Below are 15,275 nucleotides of genomic sequence, written 5' to 3'. Positions count from 1 at the left end.
ATTACACGCTCTCCTTTGCCGAAGAGAGTTTTTGATAAATACTAGCATGTAAATTATTTACGTAATCTAAATCAGCATCTCTTTCAATATTTAAATTGACATTAACTTGTTGTGATTGGGCAACACTATCAAGTTTCAGTAAAAATTCACCATTATGATCGACTACAGCACTGTGACCAAAAAAGTGATGTGGCTCATTAATTCCTACTTGATTCGCAATTGCTACTGGCAATTCATTTTCTAGCGCTCTACTCATTAAATACACATCTTGATGATGTTCATATGGTTGCATGTTTGCTGTAGAAATTAAAATCATTTCCGCCCCTTGAAGTTTTAATAATCGAGCAACTTCTGGAAATTCTAAATCATAACAAATCATCATACCTAATTTACCAAATTGAGTATTAAAAACTGGATAATCTTCACCTTTAGTAAATAATTTTTGTTCATCAGCAAATAGATGTGTTTTACGATACTTAGCTAAAACTTCACCATTGTAGTCTATGTATAACGACGTAATATAAAAATACTGTTCAACTCGTTCAGGAAACGAGATAACTGCATCAATATTATTTTTATTACAAGCCTGAATGATTTCTATAATTAAATCATCATCAGCGTTAATCGCTGTCTTTTCAAGAGTTTGATGATTCGTCACATATCCAGATAATGATAATTCTGGAAATAAGACAAGTTCACTGTGGTGCCTACTTTCCTCGGCTAATAAGTTACAAATATTATTAGCGTTAGTAGTTAAACCCCCAACGTCAGGCTGCATTTGTGCTAACGTTATTTTCATGTTATTTCTCCCCTTTGTTTAAAAATAAAACTACCAATAACTAATTCAAACAAATACTTACAATTAATTTAGTAATTAAAGTTTTTCTTTAATTAACATATTAATAATTGTCTGAATTTTACTATAATTATTGGTAGTTTAAAAAGAACCAGTTTTCTAAAAGTTAAGGCACCAGTTCTCTATATTTTATTTTTAATAACGTCTTATTTAATTTCTAGCCCAAATTTTTCTCGTAATGTTCCTGCATTATAAGATTTTTGTACTAAGCCTCTTTCTTGTAAAATAGGAACTACTTTTTCCACAAATAAATCAAACTGAGTAGGTATCAATGGCGGCATGATATTAAAACCATCTGCTGCACCTTTCGTAAACCACTCTTCCATATTATCTGCTATTTTTTCTGGTGTCCCTACTATTATATGATGGCCTCTAGCTCCAGCAACAGATTTCATAACATCATCTAATGTCAAATTATGTTTTCGTGCATGTTCTTGAATGATTTCTATACGACTTTGAATACCATTACCAGAGTCTAAGTTGATTTGTTCAAAAGGTGTATTTAAATCATAGCCACTTAAATCAATATCACCTAAATATGAAGATAATAATTCTAAGCCAATTTCTGGTAATATTAATGCTTGCAACTCTTCGTAATTCGCTTTAGCTTCTTCGTCTGTATCTCCTATCACTGGAAAAATACCAGGCATAATTACAACTTCTTGTTCTTTACCTCTTTCTTGATGTACCTTCTCTTTGACATCATCAGCAAATTTAGTTGCTGCATCTATATCCGTTTGTGCAGTGAAAATAACTTCAGCTACTTTTGAAGCAAATGCTACGCCCTTTTTCGAAGAACCTGCTTGTATCATAAGCGGATGACCTTGAGGAGAACGTTCCACATTTAGTGGGCCTTTAACTTGAAAGAAGTCTCCTTTATGATTAATCGCTTCTGGTTCTTCCTCACTTATAAACTCACCTTTTTGTTGATTCCTATTAAAAGTTACATTATCCCAAGAATGCCATAGTTTATGTGTGACATCGACAAATTCAGCAGCTTGGTCATAACGTAAATCATGCTCCATATTTTGCGCGCCATTAAAGTTTTGAGCCGTATCATTCACACCAGATGTGACAATATTCCAACCTGCTCTACCATTACTTATATGATCTAAGGTTGCGAAATCACGTGCAAGTAAAAATGGTTGTGAATATGTAGTAGAAGCTGTAACTATTAGCCCAATATCTTTCGTTTCTCTAGAAATGACTGACATTAGATTAATAGGTTCAAATCTAGTCATTAAATCAGGGTGTGTCTTTTTATCAACAAACAATGCATCTGAAATAAATACAAAATCAAAATGAGCACGTTCTGCAGTTTTTACATTTTCTATAATACTATTGATGTCCATCGTCCCTTTTTTTGCTACGTCTGGGTGTCTCCAACTAGCAACATGATGCCCATAACCAGCCATAAAAAAGCCTAATTTCATTCTTTTCAACACTATTCCCCCTAAAACCTTACTATTCCGAGTTATTTAATAAACTTTAAGTTACCATTTTCTGAGCAATCAGTCAATTTATTATTTAAGAGGAAGTAAAAATTCTTGTTAAAATAATAAAAAAGACAGCAAAAATGGCTACCTTTAATACTATATTTAAATTCATACTTATTTCTGTCTTTTGACTAATTAAGAGAAAGTTATTGCTAAACTATTAAAATTGTAACTAAAATCATGTATTGACATGCTGGATTTATAAATGTAATATGTTTTAATATAAATTCAGAAAATTCTAATATATATTTTAAAAGAGATCAGAACTCAACTAATAATAAAGTTGTGTTCAAATTTTTTAGACTTAATCCCTAGTATTCTGATAAGAATATTTAAAAACGATTGAAGGAGTGTTTTAATGCAAAAAATTATTATATTCGCTTTGGCTGGTTTTCTTGCTGAATTAGTAGACGGATCATTAGGTATGGGATATGGTGCATCTGCATCATCTATTTTATTAACATTTGGCATTACCCCTGCTATAGCCTCGGCAACAGTACATTTTTCAGAAATACTAACGACGGCTGCAGCTGGCACATCACATTTGAAATTCAATAATGTACATAAACCATCAGTATTAAAACTTGCAATACCTGGTTCAATTGCTGCATTTGTAGGCGCAATGTTTTTAAGTAATGTTAATGGAGACTATATGAAACCAATAATATCAATCTTCCTACTACTATTAGGAATTTATATTATTTACCAATTTCTATTCAAAAGTGATAAAAAAATAAATAATAATGCTGGTTTCAAAAAAGTATCCAATTTTGTGTTATTACCTCAAGCTGCAATTGCAGGCTTTTTAGATTCTATAGGTGGCGGTGGCTGGGGACCTGTTAACACCCCATTGTTACTTTCAAGTAAGAAAATAGAACCTCGTTATGTAATCGGCACAGTATCGGCAAGTGAATTTTTCGTCACAATATCTTCTTCACTTAGTTTTTTAATATTCTTAAACTGGGCTTCAATAAACTGGATCTTAGTTCTAGTTTTAGGAATCGGTGGTGTCATAGCAGCACCAATATCAGCATGGTTAGTAAAATCATTACCGATAAATATACTTGCTATAGGTGTTGGAGGATTGATTGTGTATACAAATGTCAGCTCTTTAACATCTATAGTTACAACTAATGTAAGCGCAATAATCACAGTAAAAATTATCGTCGTACTCACTTGGCTAGCATTAGTATTAACTACAGCCTTAAGAAATAAAACAAAAGTATCAACAACGAATTAATGAAATAATTAATAACAAAAAAAGCCTCTATAAAGAGGCTTTTAATATATATTATTATAGAATAAATAAAAAACCCCACTTCGAGTGAGGTAAACAAAGTAATATAAAATACCGGTGGTCGGGTTCGAACCGACACTCCAGTGAAGGAACGGGATTTTGAGTCCCGCGCGTCTGCCAATTCCGCCACACCGGCCTAATAGATAAATAAAAAACTTCCCTTTGGAAGCAATAATGGAGCGGAAGATAGGACTTACACCTATACCTTGTTCCGGGAAGGAACCTGTTCTAAGAGTTAAACTACTCCCGCATAGTTATTAAATTAAATGGAGCGGAAGATAGGACTCACACCTATACCTTGTTCCGGGAAGGAACCTGTTCTAAGAGTTAAACTACTCCCGCATATAATTATTAAATTGAATGGAGCGGAAGATAGGACTTACACCTATACCTTGTTCCGGGAAGGAACCTGTTCTAAGAGTTAAACTACTCCCGCATATAATTATTAAATTGAATGGAGCGGAAGATAGGATTTGCACCTATACCTTGTTCCGGGAAGGAACCTGTTCTAAGTGTTGAACTACTCCCGCATATCACATGGAGGCGGCAACCGGATTTGAACCGGTGATAAAGGTTTTGCAGACCTCTGCCTTACCACTTGGCTATGCCGCCAATTAACTGGGCTAGCTGGATTCGAACCAGCGCGTGACGGAGTCAAAGTCCGTTGCCTTACCGCTTGGCTATAGCCCATTAATACTAAGGGCGGCTGATGGGAATCGAACCCACGAATGTCGGAACCACAATCCGATGCGTTAACCACTTCGCCACAGCCGCCATGGCAGGGGCAGTAGGAATCGAACCCACATCAAAGGTTTTGGAGACCTCTATTCTACCGTTGAACTATGCCCCTATTAAATTATAAATGGTGGAGGGGGGCAGATTCGAACTGCCGAACCCGAAGGAGCGGATTTACAGTCCGCCGCGTTTAGCCACTTCGCTACCCCTCCATGTGATGCCGGCCAGAGGACTTGAACCCCCAACCTACTGATTACAAGTCAGTTGCTCTACCAGTTGAGCTAGGCCGGCTTGCATGAAATGGTTCAGGACAGAGTCGAACTGCCGACACATGGAGCTTCAATCCATTGCTCTACCAACTGAGCTACTGAACCATAATGGCGGTCTCGACGGGAATCGAACCCGCGATCTCCTGCGTGACAGGCAGGCGTGTTAACCGCTACACTACGAGACCAAAAAATATGTAATTGCGGGAGGCGGATTTGAACCACCGACCTTCGGGTTATGAGCCCGACGAGCTACCGAACTGCTCCATCCCGCGGTAATAATATTAATAAATGGCGGAGGAAGAGGGATTCGAACCCCCGCGGGCCGTTAAGCCCCTGTCGGTTTTCAAGACCGATCCCTTCAGCCGGACTTGGGTATTCCTCCGTATTAATAAATAATTTTATTGAATTATATTGCTGAAAAATAAATGGCGGAGGAAGAGGGATTCGAACCCCCGCGGGCCGTTAAGCCCCTGTCGGTTTTCAAGACCGATCCCTTCAGCCGGACTTGGGTATTCCTCCGTATTTAATGGACCTTGCAGGATTCGAACCTGCGACCGAACGGTTATGAGCCGTTAGCTCTGACCAACTGAGCTAAAGGTCCTAAATATAATTCAAAATAAAATTTAGTGGCGGTGGAGGGGATCGAACCCCCGACCTCACGGGTATGAACCGTACGCTCTAGCCAGCTGAGCTACACCGCCGTTAAATATGTCTTATATGGTGGAGACTAGCGGGATCGAACCGCTGACCTCCTGCGTGCAAAGCAGGCGCTCTCCCATCTGAGCTAAGCCCCCATATAGGTATTTTAATCGGGAAGACAGGATTCGAACCTACGACCCCTTGGTCCCAAACCAAGTGCTCTACCAAGCTGAGCTACTTCCCGTAAAATATATAAACGCGCCCGATAGGAGTCGAACCCATAGCCTCTTGATCCGTAGTCAAACGCTCTATCCAATTGAGCTACGGGCGCATATTTTACAAAAGATGGTGCCGAGGACCGGAATCGAACCGGTACGGTAATTACTTACCGCAGGATTTTAAGTCCTGTGCGTCTGCCAGTTCCGCCACCCCGGCACAAAAAAATAAAATGGAGCAGAAGACGGGATTCGAACCCGCGACCCCGACCTTGGCAAGGTCGTATTCTACCGCTGAACTACTTCTGCAAATGCGGGTGAAGGGAGTCGAACCCCCACGCCGTAAGGCGCTAGATCCTAAGTCTAGTGCGTCTGCCAATTCCGCCACACCCGCATGTAATGGTGAGCCATAGAGGATTCGAACCTCTGACCCTCTGATTAAAAGTCAGATGCTCTACCAACTGAGCTAATGGCTCTTACATGGTGCCGGCCAGAGGACTTGAACCCCCAACCTACTGATTACAAGTCAGTTGCTCTACCAGTTGAGCTAGGCCGGCTAATTATGTATTTAAGTAAAATGGTGGAGAATGACGGGTTCGAACCGCCGACCCTCTGCTTGTAAGGCAGATGCTCTCCCAGCTGAGCTAATTCTCCTTTATAAATTGCCTGGCAACGTCCTACTCTAGCGGGATGTAAATCCGACTACCATCGGCGCTAAGGAGCTTAACTTCTGTGTTCGGCATGGGAACAGGTGTGACCTCCTTGCCATTGTCACCAGACAATGATGTATAAAAGTTATACATTCAAAACTAGATAGTAAGTAAATATCATTTTACCAATCAAAACATTTAAAATTGATTAAGTCTTCGATCGATTAGTATTCGTCAGCTCCACATGTCGCCATGCTTCCACCTCGAACCTATTAACCTCATCATCTTTGAGGGATCTTATAACCGAAGTTGGGAAATCTCATCTTGAGGGGGGCTTCATGCTTAGATGCTTTCAGCACTTATCCCGTCCATACATAGCTACCCAGCGATGCCGTTGGCACGACAACTGGTACACCAGAGGTATGTCCATCCCGGTCCTCTCGTACTAAGGACAGCTCCTCTCAAATTTCCTACGCCCACGACGGATAGGGACCGAACTGTCTCACGACGTTCTGAACCCAGCTCGCGTACCGCTTTAATGGGCGAACAGCCCAACCCTTGGGACCGACTACAGCCCCAGGATGCGATGAGCCGACATCGAGGTGCCAAACCTCCCCGTCGATGTGAACTCTTGGGGGAGATAAGCCTGTTATCCCCGGGGTAGCTTTTATCCGTTGAGCGATGGCCCTTCCATGCGGAACCACCGGATCACTAAGTCCGTCTTTCGACCCTGCTCGACTTGTAAGTCTCGCAGTCAAGCTCCCTTATGCCTTTACACTCTGTGAATGATTTCCAACCATTCTGAGGGAACCTTTGAGCGCCTCCGTTACTCTTTAGGAGGCGACCGCCCCAGTCAAACTGCCCATCTGACACTGTCTCCCACCATGATTAATGGTGCGGGTTAGAAATCCAACACAGCGAGGGTAGTATCCCACCAACGCCTCCACGTAAACTAGCGTTCACGCTTCTAAGGCTCCTACCTATCCTGTACAAACTGTGCCGAATTTCAATATCAGACTGCAGTAAAGCTCCACGGGGTCTTTCCGTCCTGTCGCGGGTAACCTGCATCTTCACAGGTACTATGATTTCACCGAGTCTCTCGTTGAGACAGTGCCCAAATCGTTACGCCTTTCGTGCGGGTCGGAACTTACCCGACAAGGAATTTCGCTACCTTAGGACCGTTATAGTTACGGCCGCCGTTTACTGGGGCTTCGATTCGTAGCTTCGCAGAAGCTAACCACTCCTCTTAACCTTCCAGCACCGGGCAGGCGTCAGCCCCTATACATCACCTTACGGTTTAGCAGAGACCTGTGTTTTTGATAAACAGTCGCTTGGGCCTATTCACTGCGGCTCTCCCGGGCGTTAACCCTAGAGAGCACCCCTTCTCCCGAAGTTACGGGGTCATTTTGCCGAGTTCCTTAACGAGAGTTCGCTCGCTCACCTTAGAATTCTCATCTTGACTACCTGTGTCGGTTTGCGGTACGGGCACCTAATATTCTAGCTAGAGGCTTTTCTTGGCAGTGTGAAATCAACGACTCGAGGAAACAATTTCCTCTCCCCATCACAGCTTGACCTTATGAGTGCCGGATTTGCCTAACACTCAGTCTTACTGCTTGGACGTGCACTCCAACAGCACGCTTCGCCTATCCTACTGCGTCCCCCCATCGCTTAAAACGAATTTAGGTGGTACAGGAATATCAACCTGTTATCCATCGCCTACGCCTATCGGCCTCAGCTTAGGTCCCGACTAACCCAGAGCGGACGAGCCTTCCTCTGGAAACCTTAGTCAATCGGTGGACGGGATTCTCACCCGTCTTTCGCTACTCACACCGGCATTCTCACTTCTAAGCGCTCCACATGTCCTTGCGATCATGCTTCAACGCCCTTAGAACGCTCTCCTACCATTGTCCTACGGACAATCCACAGCTTCGGTAATATGTTTAGCCCCGGTACATTTTCGGCGCAGTGTCACTCGACTAGTGAGCTATTACGCACTCTTTAAATGATGGCTGCTTCTAAGCCAACATCCTAGTTGTCTGGGCAACGCCACATCCTTTTCCACTTAACATATATTTTGGGACCTTAGCTGGTGGTCTGGGCTGTTTCCCTTTCGAACACGGACCTTATCACCCATGTTCTGACTCCCAAGTTAAATTGATTGGCATTCGGAGTTTGTCTGAATTCGGTAACCCGAGAAGGGCCCCTCGTCCAAACAGTGCTCTACCTCCAATAATCATCACTTGAGGCTAGCCCTAAAGCTATTTCGGAGAGAACCAGCTATCTCCAGGTTCGATTGGAATTTCTCCGCTACCCACAACTCATCCGCTCACTTTTCAACGTAAGTCGGTTCGGTCCTCCATTCAGTGTTACCTGAACTTCAACCTGGTCATGGGTAGATCACCTGGTTTCGGGTCTACGACCAAATACTCAACGCCCTATTCAGACTCGCTTTCGCTACGGCTCCACATTTCCTGCTTAACCTTGCATCAAATCGTAACTCGCCGGTTCATTCTACAAAAGGCACGCCATCACCCATTAACGGGCTCTGACTACTTGTAAGCACACGGTTTCAAGTTCTCTTTCACTCCCCTTCCGGGGTACTTTTCACCTTTCCCTCACGGTACTGGTTCACTATCGGTCACTAGAGAGTATTTAGCCTTGGGAGATGGTCCTCCCAGATTCCGACGGAATTTCACGTGCTCCGTCGTACTCAGGATCCACTCAAGAGGGTTATCGTTTTCGACTACAGGATTATTACCTTCTTTGATGTATCTTTCCAGATACTTCGTCTAACAATAACTTTTGTAACTCCGTATAGAGTGTCCTACAACCCCAACAAGCAAGCTTGTTGGTTTGGGCTGTTCCCGTTTCGCTCGCCGCTACTCAGGGAATCGATTTTTCTTTCTCTTCCTCCGGGTACTAAGATGTTTCAGTTCTCCGGGTATGCCTTCAAACATGCTATGTATTCACATGTTGATAACACGACATGACTCGTGCTGGGTTTCCCCATTCGGAAATCTCTGGATCAAAGCTTACTTACAGCTCCCCAAAGCATATCGTCGTTAGTAACGTCCTTCTTCGGCTTCTAGTGCCAAGGCATCCACCGTGCGCCCTTAATAACTTAATCTTTTTGTTTTTAAGTCAAACGCTCGCATTCTGCTTTGTTGTGTCGTCTGATTGTCAGTTGTTTACAGAAGTAAACGCCTTAAATCATCCTCACAACGCATTGACTGACAAACGTTTTCTTTTGAAAACATCTATCAAATGCAATGTCTAACTCAAAACCCAAAATGTTATTAATCTGTGAGTGTTCTTTCGAACACTAGCGATTATTTTAGTTTGAATTCAAGCTTTTTAAAACTCTAATTCACTCGGTTTTGCTTGGTAAAATCTATATTTTACTTACTTATCTAGTTTTCAATGTACAATTTAATAAATGGTGGAGACTAGCGGGATCGAACCGCTGACCTCCTGCGTGCAAAGCAGGCGCTCTCCCATCTGAGCTAAGCCCCCAAATATTTGATGTTGGAACTATAATGGTGGGCCTAAGTGGACTCGAACCACCGACCTCACGCTTATCAGGCGTGCGCTCTAACCAGCTGAGCTATAGGCCCATTCTCGTGTTGAACGCTCTATGAGCATTCAAAACTGAATACAATATGTCTACGCTATTCCTTTCATCTTCGTAGAAGATGTTCCGAATATATCCTTAGAAAGGAGGTGATCCAGCCGCACCTTCCGATACGGCTACCTTGTTACGACTTCACCCCAATCATTTGTCCCACCTTCGACGGCTAGCTCCATAATGGTTACTCCACCGGCTTCGGGTGTTACAAACTCTCGTGGTGTGACGGGCGGTGTGTACAAGACCCGGGAACGTATTCACCGTAGCATGCTGATCTACGATTACTAGCGATTCCAGCTTCATGTAGTCGAGTTGCAGACTACAATCCGAACTGAGAACAACTTTATGGGATTTGCATGACCTCGCGGTTTAGCTGCCCTTTGTATTGTCCATTGTAGCACGTGTGTAGCCCAAATCATAAGGGGCATGATGATTTGACGTCATCCCCACCTTCCTCCGGTTTGTCACCGGCAGTCAACTTAGAGTGCCCAACTTAATGATGGCAACTAAGCTTAAGGGTTGCGCTCGTTGCGGGACTTAACCCAACATCTCACGACACGAGCTGACGACAACCATGCACCACCTGTCACTTTGTCCCCCGAAGGGGAAAACTCTGTCTCCAGAGTGGTCAAAGGATGTCAAGATTTGGTAAGGTTCTTCGCGTTGCTTCGAATTAAACCACATGCTCCACCGCTTGTGCGGGTCCCCGTCAATTCCTTTGAGTTTCAACCTTGCGGTCGTACTCCCCAGGCGGAGTGCTTAATGCGTTAGCTGCAGCACTAAGGGGCGGAAACCCCCTAACACTTAGCACTCATCGTTTACGGCGTGGACTACCAGGGTATCTAATCCTGTTTGATCCCCACGCTTTCGCACATCAGCGTCAGTTACAGACCAGAAAGTCGCCTTCGCCACTGGTGTTCCTCCATATCTCTGCGCATTTCACCGCTACACATGGAATTCCACTTTCCTCTTCTGCACTCAAGTCTCCCAGTTTCCAATGACCCTCCACGGTTGAGCCGTGGGCTTTCACATCAGACTTAAGAAACCGCCTACGCGCGCTTTACGCCCAATAATTCCGGATAACGCTTGCCACCTACGTATTACCGCGGCTGCTGGCACGTAGTTAGCCGTGGCTTTCTGATTAGGTACCGTCAAGGTGCGCACAGTTACTTACGCACTTGTTCTTCCCTAATAACAGAGCTTTACGATCCGAAGACCTTCATCACTCACGCGGCGTTGCTCCGTCAGGCTTTCGCCCATTGCGGAAGATTCCCTACTGCTGCCTCCCGTAGGAGTCTGGACCGTGTCTCAGTTCCAGTGTGGCCGATCACCCTCTCAGGTCGGCTACGTATCGTTGCCTTGGTAAGCCGTTACCTTACCAACTAGCTAATACGGCGCGGGTCCATCTATAAGTGATAGCAAGGCCATCTTTCACTGTAGAACCATGCGGTTCTACATGTTATCCGGCATTAGCTTCGGTTTCCCGAAGTTATTCCAGTCTTATAGGTAGGTTACCCACGTGTTACTCACCCGTCCGCCGCTAACGTCAAAGGAGCAAGCTCCTTATCTGTTCGCTCGACTTGCATGTATTAGGCACGCCGCCAGCGTTCATCCTGAGCCAGGATCAAACTCTCCATAAAAAATTATGATGTTTGATTAGCTCATAAAATACTAATTGTGTGTTATCTCTAACACGTTTAAACCAACGATTGTATCGTTGCGTTTGGAATTAACGTTGACATATTGCAATTCAGTTTTCAATGTTCATTTGTTGCGTTACAAGAAATTATTGTAACATTATTACTTCGTTAAGTCAATATTAAATTTATTAATTATTTTAAGAAATTTTGTTTTGTCCTTAACTCAACATTTACAATTCTATATTGAATTTGTCTGTTATACAAGTACCAAATTTACACTAACAAACATTTTCTTTTCGAAAAGTTAAGTCGTTATTCGGTGCTCGTTTTGACGACTTTTATATAGTATCAAGTTTATAAATTAACGTCAATAAAAATATGGAATAAATTTAGTTTATATTTACTTAATCATTAACCTATTGTCGTTTATATGTATTAAAAGTGATTTTTGTGTAATTATATTATCGTTAATTACGCATTTTATGTATAAAAAAAGAGAGGATCACTCTCCCCTCTTTAAATCTTATTCATGTGCTTTATCTTGACACTCTTTACAGACACCATAAATTTCCATGCGGTGGTGTGATACATTAAATTCAGTTACGTGCTGAGCTAGTTGTTCTACTTCATCTAATTGTGGATAATGGAAGTCAACAATCTTGCCGCAGTTTTCACAAATCACATGATAATGGTTGTGCGTATTAAAATCGAATCTACTTGATGAATCTCCATAAGTTAATTCTTTTACAATACCTTTATCTTTAAAAACACGTAAATTATTATAAATTGTAGCAACACTTATATTAGGAAAATCTGGTGACAGTGCTTGATAAATTTCGTCAGCTGTTGGATGCGACTCTGCAGCTATTAAGTATTTTAAAATAGCTTGTCGTTGCGGAGTTATTCTAATGCCAGCTGTTCTTAATGAAGCAATTGAATCTTCAAGTTGATGTTCAATGCTTTCCATTTCTGCACTCATTTCCCTCACCATCTTTCTATATAATAATTATTATTACTTAATACTAATATAACTGTTACAAGAGTAAAATGTCAATATTATTAGACCAATAAAGGTTAATAACCCTTACTTGTATCAACTCTATTCTCAATTACTTCATTCTTATTGAGAAAGGATTTCAAATTTTCGATAAATGTATCAGTTACTACATCACTAAATTCAGTATTGTTACCAGAAATATGTGCTGTTATAGAGATATTATTTAAATCATAAAATGCACTATCTTCAGTTAAAGGTTCATTTTCAAAAACATCTAAATACGCATGTCTTATTATATTATTTTTCAACACGTCTATTATTACATCATTCTTCACTATAGAACCACGACCTACATTTATAAATAATGCAGTATCCTTCATTAATTCAAAATGCTGTTTAGTTAATAGATGTATCGTACTTGATGTTTGTGGCAATGTATTAATAATAATATCTGCAGAACCTATTATATTTTTAAGTTCTTCTATATTATATGTTTCATCAAAATATTTAACTTCTTTACCTGTAGTATTTACACCAATTATTTTAACACCAAAGGCATTAGCTAGTTGTGCAGTACTTTGTGCTATACTACCTGTTCCTAAAAATAGAATACTTTGCCCTTTTAAATCTTTGCTTATCAATCTACCATCATAATGTCTATTTACTTGGTTTTTATATGAAGTACGCATATTTTTATAATCTGCTAATATATAACCGATTATAAATTCGGACATTTGTACTACATGTGCATCTCTATTATTTGTTAGGATTATGTTTCTTTGTTGTAAGTACGCTAATGGTAATTTGTCTACACCTGTGGCATACCAAGCTATCCATTTTAAATTAGGACATTGTTCTAAAAATGATTCTGTTAATTTATCTACGCCAAATAATATATCTAAATCTTGTTTGTCTTGATCATTAATTTCATCCATGCCACTTGTGAATACAAATTCAACATTAGGCAAAGCTTCTTTCAATCTTTCTTCTTTTTCACCTAATCTTATTAAGCTTACTGCCTTCATACATTCACCCCAGTATGCTTTTTAATTCTTCTATCTGCGTTTTCACTTTAACTTTCTCAATTACATCTATAATTTCGCCTTTTTCATCTATAACAAAAGTAGTTCTAACAATACCCATTGATTCTTTACCAAATGATTTCTTCAATTGGTATACACCTGTAGCTTTTGAAAGTTCAAAATCATCATCTACTAACAAATCAAAATTCAAATCATGCTTTGCCTTGAAATTTTGATGTTTCTTTTTAGAATCTCCACTTATACCAAAGACTTGTACATCTAAATCATTAAATGCTTCTATATTATCTCTAAAATCACAAGCTTCTGTAGTACAAGTCGGCGTGTTATCACGAGGATAAAAATATAATATCGCTTTTTTACCTGCTAAATCTTGCTTTGAAATTGTAGTTCCATCTTGATTTTCTAATTTAAAGTCTGGAAATTGTTGTCCTTTTTGTAACATTGTCTCACCTATTTCTTTTAATAGTTAGTTTTATGATACGATAATAGTTGAAAATATTAAATTAAAAGAGGTTGATAGACATGAAATTCACAGAAAGCGAAAGACTTCAAAAATTCTCTGATGAATATATTTTAGGTGGTGTTAATTCACCTTCCCGTTCTTATAAAGCAGTGGGCGGCGGAGCCCCAGTTATGATGAAAGAAGGTAAAGGCGCTTACTTATTTGATGAAGATGGTAATAAATATATAGATTACCTACAAGCTTATGGTCCAATCATTACTGGTCAAGCTCATCCACACATCACTAAAGCAATACAGGAACAAGCAGCTAAAGGTGTGTTATACGGTACACCTACTCGATTAGAAATTGATTTCGCCAAAAAATTACGCGATGCAATTCCTTCATTAGAAAAAATCCGTTTTGTTAATTCAGGTACGGAAGCAGTAATGACTACCATTCGTGTAGCACGTGCTTATACTAAAAGAAATAAAATCATTAAATTTTCTGGTCAATATCATGGTCATTCTGACTTAGTACTTGTTGCAGCAGGAAGTGGTCCATCACAATTGGGATCTCCTGATTCAGCCGGTGTCCCTGAAAGTGTTGCACAAGAAGTGATTACTGTACCATACAATGACTTAGAAGCTTATAAAGAAGCAATTGATTATTGGGGAGATCAAATCGCATGTGTTTTAGTCGAACCAATTGTTGGTAACTTCGGTATGGTTGAACCACAACCAGGCTTCTTAGAAGGCGTCAACCAACTCTCACATGATAATGGTACATTAGTAATCTATGATGAAGTTATTACAGCATTCCGTTTCCATTATGGTGCTGCCCAAGATTTATATAAGGTTTACCCAGATTTAACAGCTTTCGGCAAAATTGTCGGTGGTGGTTTACCAATTGGTGGATATGGCGGCAGACAAGATATTATGGAACACGTTGCTCCACTTGGCCCTGCCTATCAAGCAGGTACGATGGCAGGTAATCCACTTTCTATGAAAGCAGGTATTGCTTTATTAGAAGTTTTAGAACAAGACGGTGTTTATGAACAACTAGATAAATTAGGCCAACGATTAGAAGAAGGTTTATTAAAATTAATTGAAAAGCATAATATCACAGCTACGATTAATAGAGTTTATGGTGCTTTAACTTTATATTTCACGAATGAAAAAGTAACGCATTACGATCAAGCTGAAAATTCAGATGGCGAAGCCTTTGCAAAATTCTTTAAATTAATGCTACATCAAGGAATTAACCTAGCCCCTTCTAAATTTGAAGCATGGTTCTTAACAACTGAACACACAGAAGAAGATATAGACGCGACTTTAGAAGCTGCCGATAATGCATTTAGCCAAATGAAATAAA

The 15,275-nt window shown here is 40.5% G+C and carries 7 protein-coding genes, 29 tRNA genes and 3 rRNA genes; 2 read left to right on the top strand and 37 right to left on the bottom strand.

Going from position 1 to position 15,275, the window contains the following annotated elements; all coding sequences use genetic code 11:
• Position 1: 1 nt before the first annotated feature.
• Together ISP08_RS05015 and ISP08_RS05010 are read right to left on the bottom strand one after the other, a co-directional pair.
• Entirely contained in the window at positions 2 to 799 is a 798-nt protein-coding gene (locus ISP08_RS05015; RefSeq protein ID WP_195717896.1) for a carbon-nitrogen hydrolase family protein, read from the bottom strand.
• 203 nt (positions 800 to 1,002) lie between these two features.
• Positions 1,003 to 2,289: an LLM class flavin-dependent oxidoreductase gene (locus ISP08_RS05010; protein ID WP_195718681.1), complete on the bottom strand. Its 1,287-nt coding sequence runs from the start codon at positions 2,287 to 2,289 to the stop codon at positions 1,003 to 1,005.
• A 421-nt stretch (positions 2,290 to 2,710) separates the two neighbouring features.
• On the opposite strand from ISP08_RS05010, the gene ISP08_RS05005 reads away from it, so the two are divergent.
• Entirely contained in the window at positions 2,711 to 3,592 is an 882-nt protein-coding gene (locus ISP08_RS05005; RefSeq protein ID WP_195717895.1) for a sulfite exporter TauE/SafE family protein, read from the top strand.
• A gap of 109 nt (positions 3,593 to 3,701) precedes the next feature.
• Here the strand turns inward: ISP08_RS05005 and ISP08_RS05000 are convergent.
• From ISP08_RS05000 to bcp, 35 genes are all read right to left on the bottom strand, one after another.
• Positions 3,702 to 3,785: transfer RNA gene (locus tag ISP08_RS05000), tRNA-Leu, on the bottom strand.
• 39 nt (positions 3,786 to 3,824) lie between these two features.
• A tRNA-Gly gene (locus tag ISP08_RS04995) sits at positions 3,825 to 3,899 on the bottom strand.
• 17 nt (positions 3,900 to 3,916) lie between these two features.
• A tRNA-Gly gene (locus tag ISP08_RS04990) sits at positions 3,917 to 3,991 on the bottom strand.
• Positions 3,992 to 4,010: 19 nt separating this feature from the next.
• A tRNA-Gly gene (locus ISP08_RS04985) sits at positions 4,011 to 4,085 on the bottom strand.
• 19 nt (positions 4,086 to 4,104) lie between these two features.
• A tRNA-Gly gene (locus tag ISP08_RS04980) sits at positions 4,105 to 4,179 on the bottom strand.
• A gap of 8 nt (positions 4,180 to 4,187) precedes the next feature.
• Positions 4,188 to 4,261: transfer RNA gene (locus tag ISP08_RS04975), tRNA-Cys, on the bottom strand.
• 6 nt (positions 4,262 to 4,267) lie between these two features.
• Positions 4,268 to 4,339: transfer RNA gene (locus ISP08_RS04970), tRNA-Gln, on the bottom strand.
• 11 nt (positions 4,340 to 4,350) lie between these two features.
• Positions 4,351 to 4,423, bottom strand: a tRNA-His gene (locus ISP08_RS04965).
• A 2-nt stretch (positions 4,424 to 4,425) separates the two neighbouring features.
• Positions 4,426 to 4,499: transfer RNA gene (locus tag ISP08_RS04960), tRNA-Trp, on the bottom strand.
• 13 nt (positions 4,500 to 4,512) lie between these two features.
• Positions 4,513 to 4,596 (bottom strand) — tRNA-Tyr (locus ISP08_RS04955).
• 6 nt (positions 4,597 to 4,602) lie between these two features.
• Positions 4,603 to 4,675, bottom strand: a tRNA-Thr gene (locus tag ISP08_RS04950).
• Positions 4,676 to 4,685: 10 nt separating this feature from the next.
• Positions 4,686 to 4,758: transfer RNA gene (locus ISP08_RS04945), tRNA-Phe, on the bottom strand.
• Between the two features lie 4 nt (positions 4,759 to 4,762).
• Positions 4,763 to 4,838: transfer RNA gene (locus ISP08_RS04940), tRNA-Asp, on the bottom strand.
• 13 nt (positions 4,839 to 4,851) lie between these two features.
• A tRNA-Met gene (locus ISP08_RS04935) sits at positions 4,852 to 4,925 on the bottom strand.
• A gap of 17 nt (positions 4,926 to 4,942) precedes the next feature.
• Positions 4,943 to 5,035, bottom strand: a tRNA-Ser gene (locus tag ISP08_RS04930).
• 44 nt (positions 5,036 to 5,079) lie between these two features.
• A tRNA-Ser gene (locus tag ISP08_RS04925) sits at positions 5,080 to 5,172 on the bottom strand.
• 8 nt (positions 5,173 to 5,180) lie between these two features.
• Positions 5,181 to 5,254 (bottom strand) — tRNA-Ile (locus tag ISP08_RS04920).
• Between the two features lie 26 nt (positions 5,255 to 5,280).
• Positions 5,281 to 5,354, bottom strand: a tRNA-Met gene (locus tag ISP08_RS04915).
• A 17-nt stretch (positions 5,355 to 5,371) separates the two neighbouring features.
• Positions 5,372 to 5,447 (bottom strand) — tRNA-Ala (locus ISP08_RS04910).
• A gap of 15 nt (positions 5,448 to 5,462) precedes the next feature.
• Positions 5,463 to 5,536: transfer RNA gene (locus ISP08_RS04905), tRNA-Pro, on the bottom strand.
• Positions 5,537 to 5,549: 13 nt separating this feature from the next.
• Positions 5,550 to 5,623: transfer RNA gene (locus ISP08_RS04900), tRNA-Arg, on the bottom strand.
• Positions 5,624 to 5,638: 15 nt separating this feature from the next.
• Positions 5,639 to 5,727: transfer RNA gene (locus ISP08_RS04895), tRNA-Leu, on the bottom strand.
• A 14-nt stretch (positions 5,728 to 5,741) separates the two neighbouring features.
• Positions 5,742 to 5,816: transfer RNA gene (locus ISP08_RS04890), tRNA-Gly, on the bottom strand.
• Between the two features lie 3 nt (positions 5,817 to 5,819).
• Positions 5,820 to 5,901 (bottom strand) — tRNA-Leu (locus ISP08_RS04885).
• 6 nt (positions 5,902 to 5,907) lie between these two features.
• Positions 5,908 to 5,983 (bottom strand) — tRNA-Lys (locus tag ISP08_RS04880).
• A 5-nt stretch (positions 5,984 to 5,988) separates the two neighbouring features.
• Positions 5,989 to 6,064 (bottom strand) — tRNA-Thr (locus ISP08_RS04875).
• A 21-nt stretch (positions 6,065 to 6,085) separates the two neighbouring features.
• Positions 6,086 to 6,161: transfer RNA gene (locus ISP08_RS04870), tRNA-Val, on the bottom strand.
• A gap of 10 nt (positions 6,162 to 6,171) precedes the next feature.
• Positions 6,172 to 6,286 (bottom strand): 5S ribosomal RNA (gene rrf / locus ISP08_RS04865).
• 75 nt (positions 6,287 to 6,361) lie between these two features.
• A 23S ribosomal RNA gene (locus ISP08_RS04860) occupies positions 6,362 to 9,284 on the bottom strand.
• Between the two features lie 310 nt (positions 9,285 to 9,594).
• Positions 9,595 to 9,670 (bottom strand) — tRNA-Ala (locus ISP08_RS04855).
• Between the two features lie 24 nt (positions 9,671 to 9,694).
• Positions 9,695 to 9,771, bottom strand: a tRNA-Ile gene (locus tag ISP08_RS04850).
• A gap of 99 nt (positions 9,772 to 9,870) precedes the next feature.
• Positions 9,871 to 11,422: ribosomal RNA gene (locus tag ISP08_RS04845) — 16S ribosomal RNA — on the bottom strand.
• The 16S, 23S and 5S rRNA genes sit together here with 29 tRNA genes alongside, the layout of an rRNA operon.
• Before the next feature lie 523 nt (positions 11,423 to 11,945).
• Positions 11,946 to 12,401 (bottom strand): peroxide-responsive transcriptional repressor PerR, encoded by a 456-nt coding sequence (gene perR / locus ISP08_RS04840; RefSeq protein WP_048793220.1) that lies wholly within the window; start codon positions 12,399 to 12,401, stop codon positions 11,946 to 11,948.
• Between the two features lie 95 nt (positions 12,402 to 12,496).
• Positions 12,497 to 13,444 (bottom strand): phosphoglycerate dehydrogenase, encoded by a 948-nt coding sequence (locus ISP08_RS04835; protein ID WP_195719448.1) that lies wholly within the window; start codon positions 13,442 to 13,444, stop codon positions 12,497 to 12,499.
• Positions 13,445 to 13,448: 4 nt separating this feature from the next.
• A complete protein-coding gene (gene bcp, locus ISP08_RS04830; RefSeq protein ID WP_048793222.1) occupies positions 13,449 to 13,904 on the bottom strand; it encodes a thioredoxin-dependent thiol peroxidase in 456 nt (151 codons plus the stop codon).
• An 80-nt stretch (positions 13,905 to 13,984) separates the two neighbouring features.
• On the opposite strand from bcp, the gene ISP08_RS04825 reads away from it, so the two are divergent.
• On the top strand, positions 13,985 to 15,274 hold the full coding sequence (locus tag ISP08_RS04825; protein WP_195719449.1) for a glutamate-1-semialdehyde 2,1-aminomutase: 1,290 nt from the start codon (positions 13,985 to 13,987) through the stop codon (positions 15,272 to 15,274).
• Position 15,275 lies beyond the last annotated feature (1 nt).

The organism is Staphylococcus lloydii, assembly GCF_015775975.1.
GTDB lineage: Bacteria > Bacillota > Bacilli > Staphylococcales > Staphylococcaceae > Staphylococcus > Staphylococcus lloydii.
Note: the sequence above shows the minus strand (reverse complement) of the source record. Positions and strands in the feature narration are given on the sequence as shown.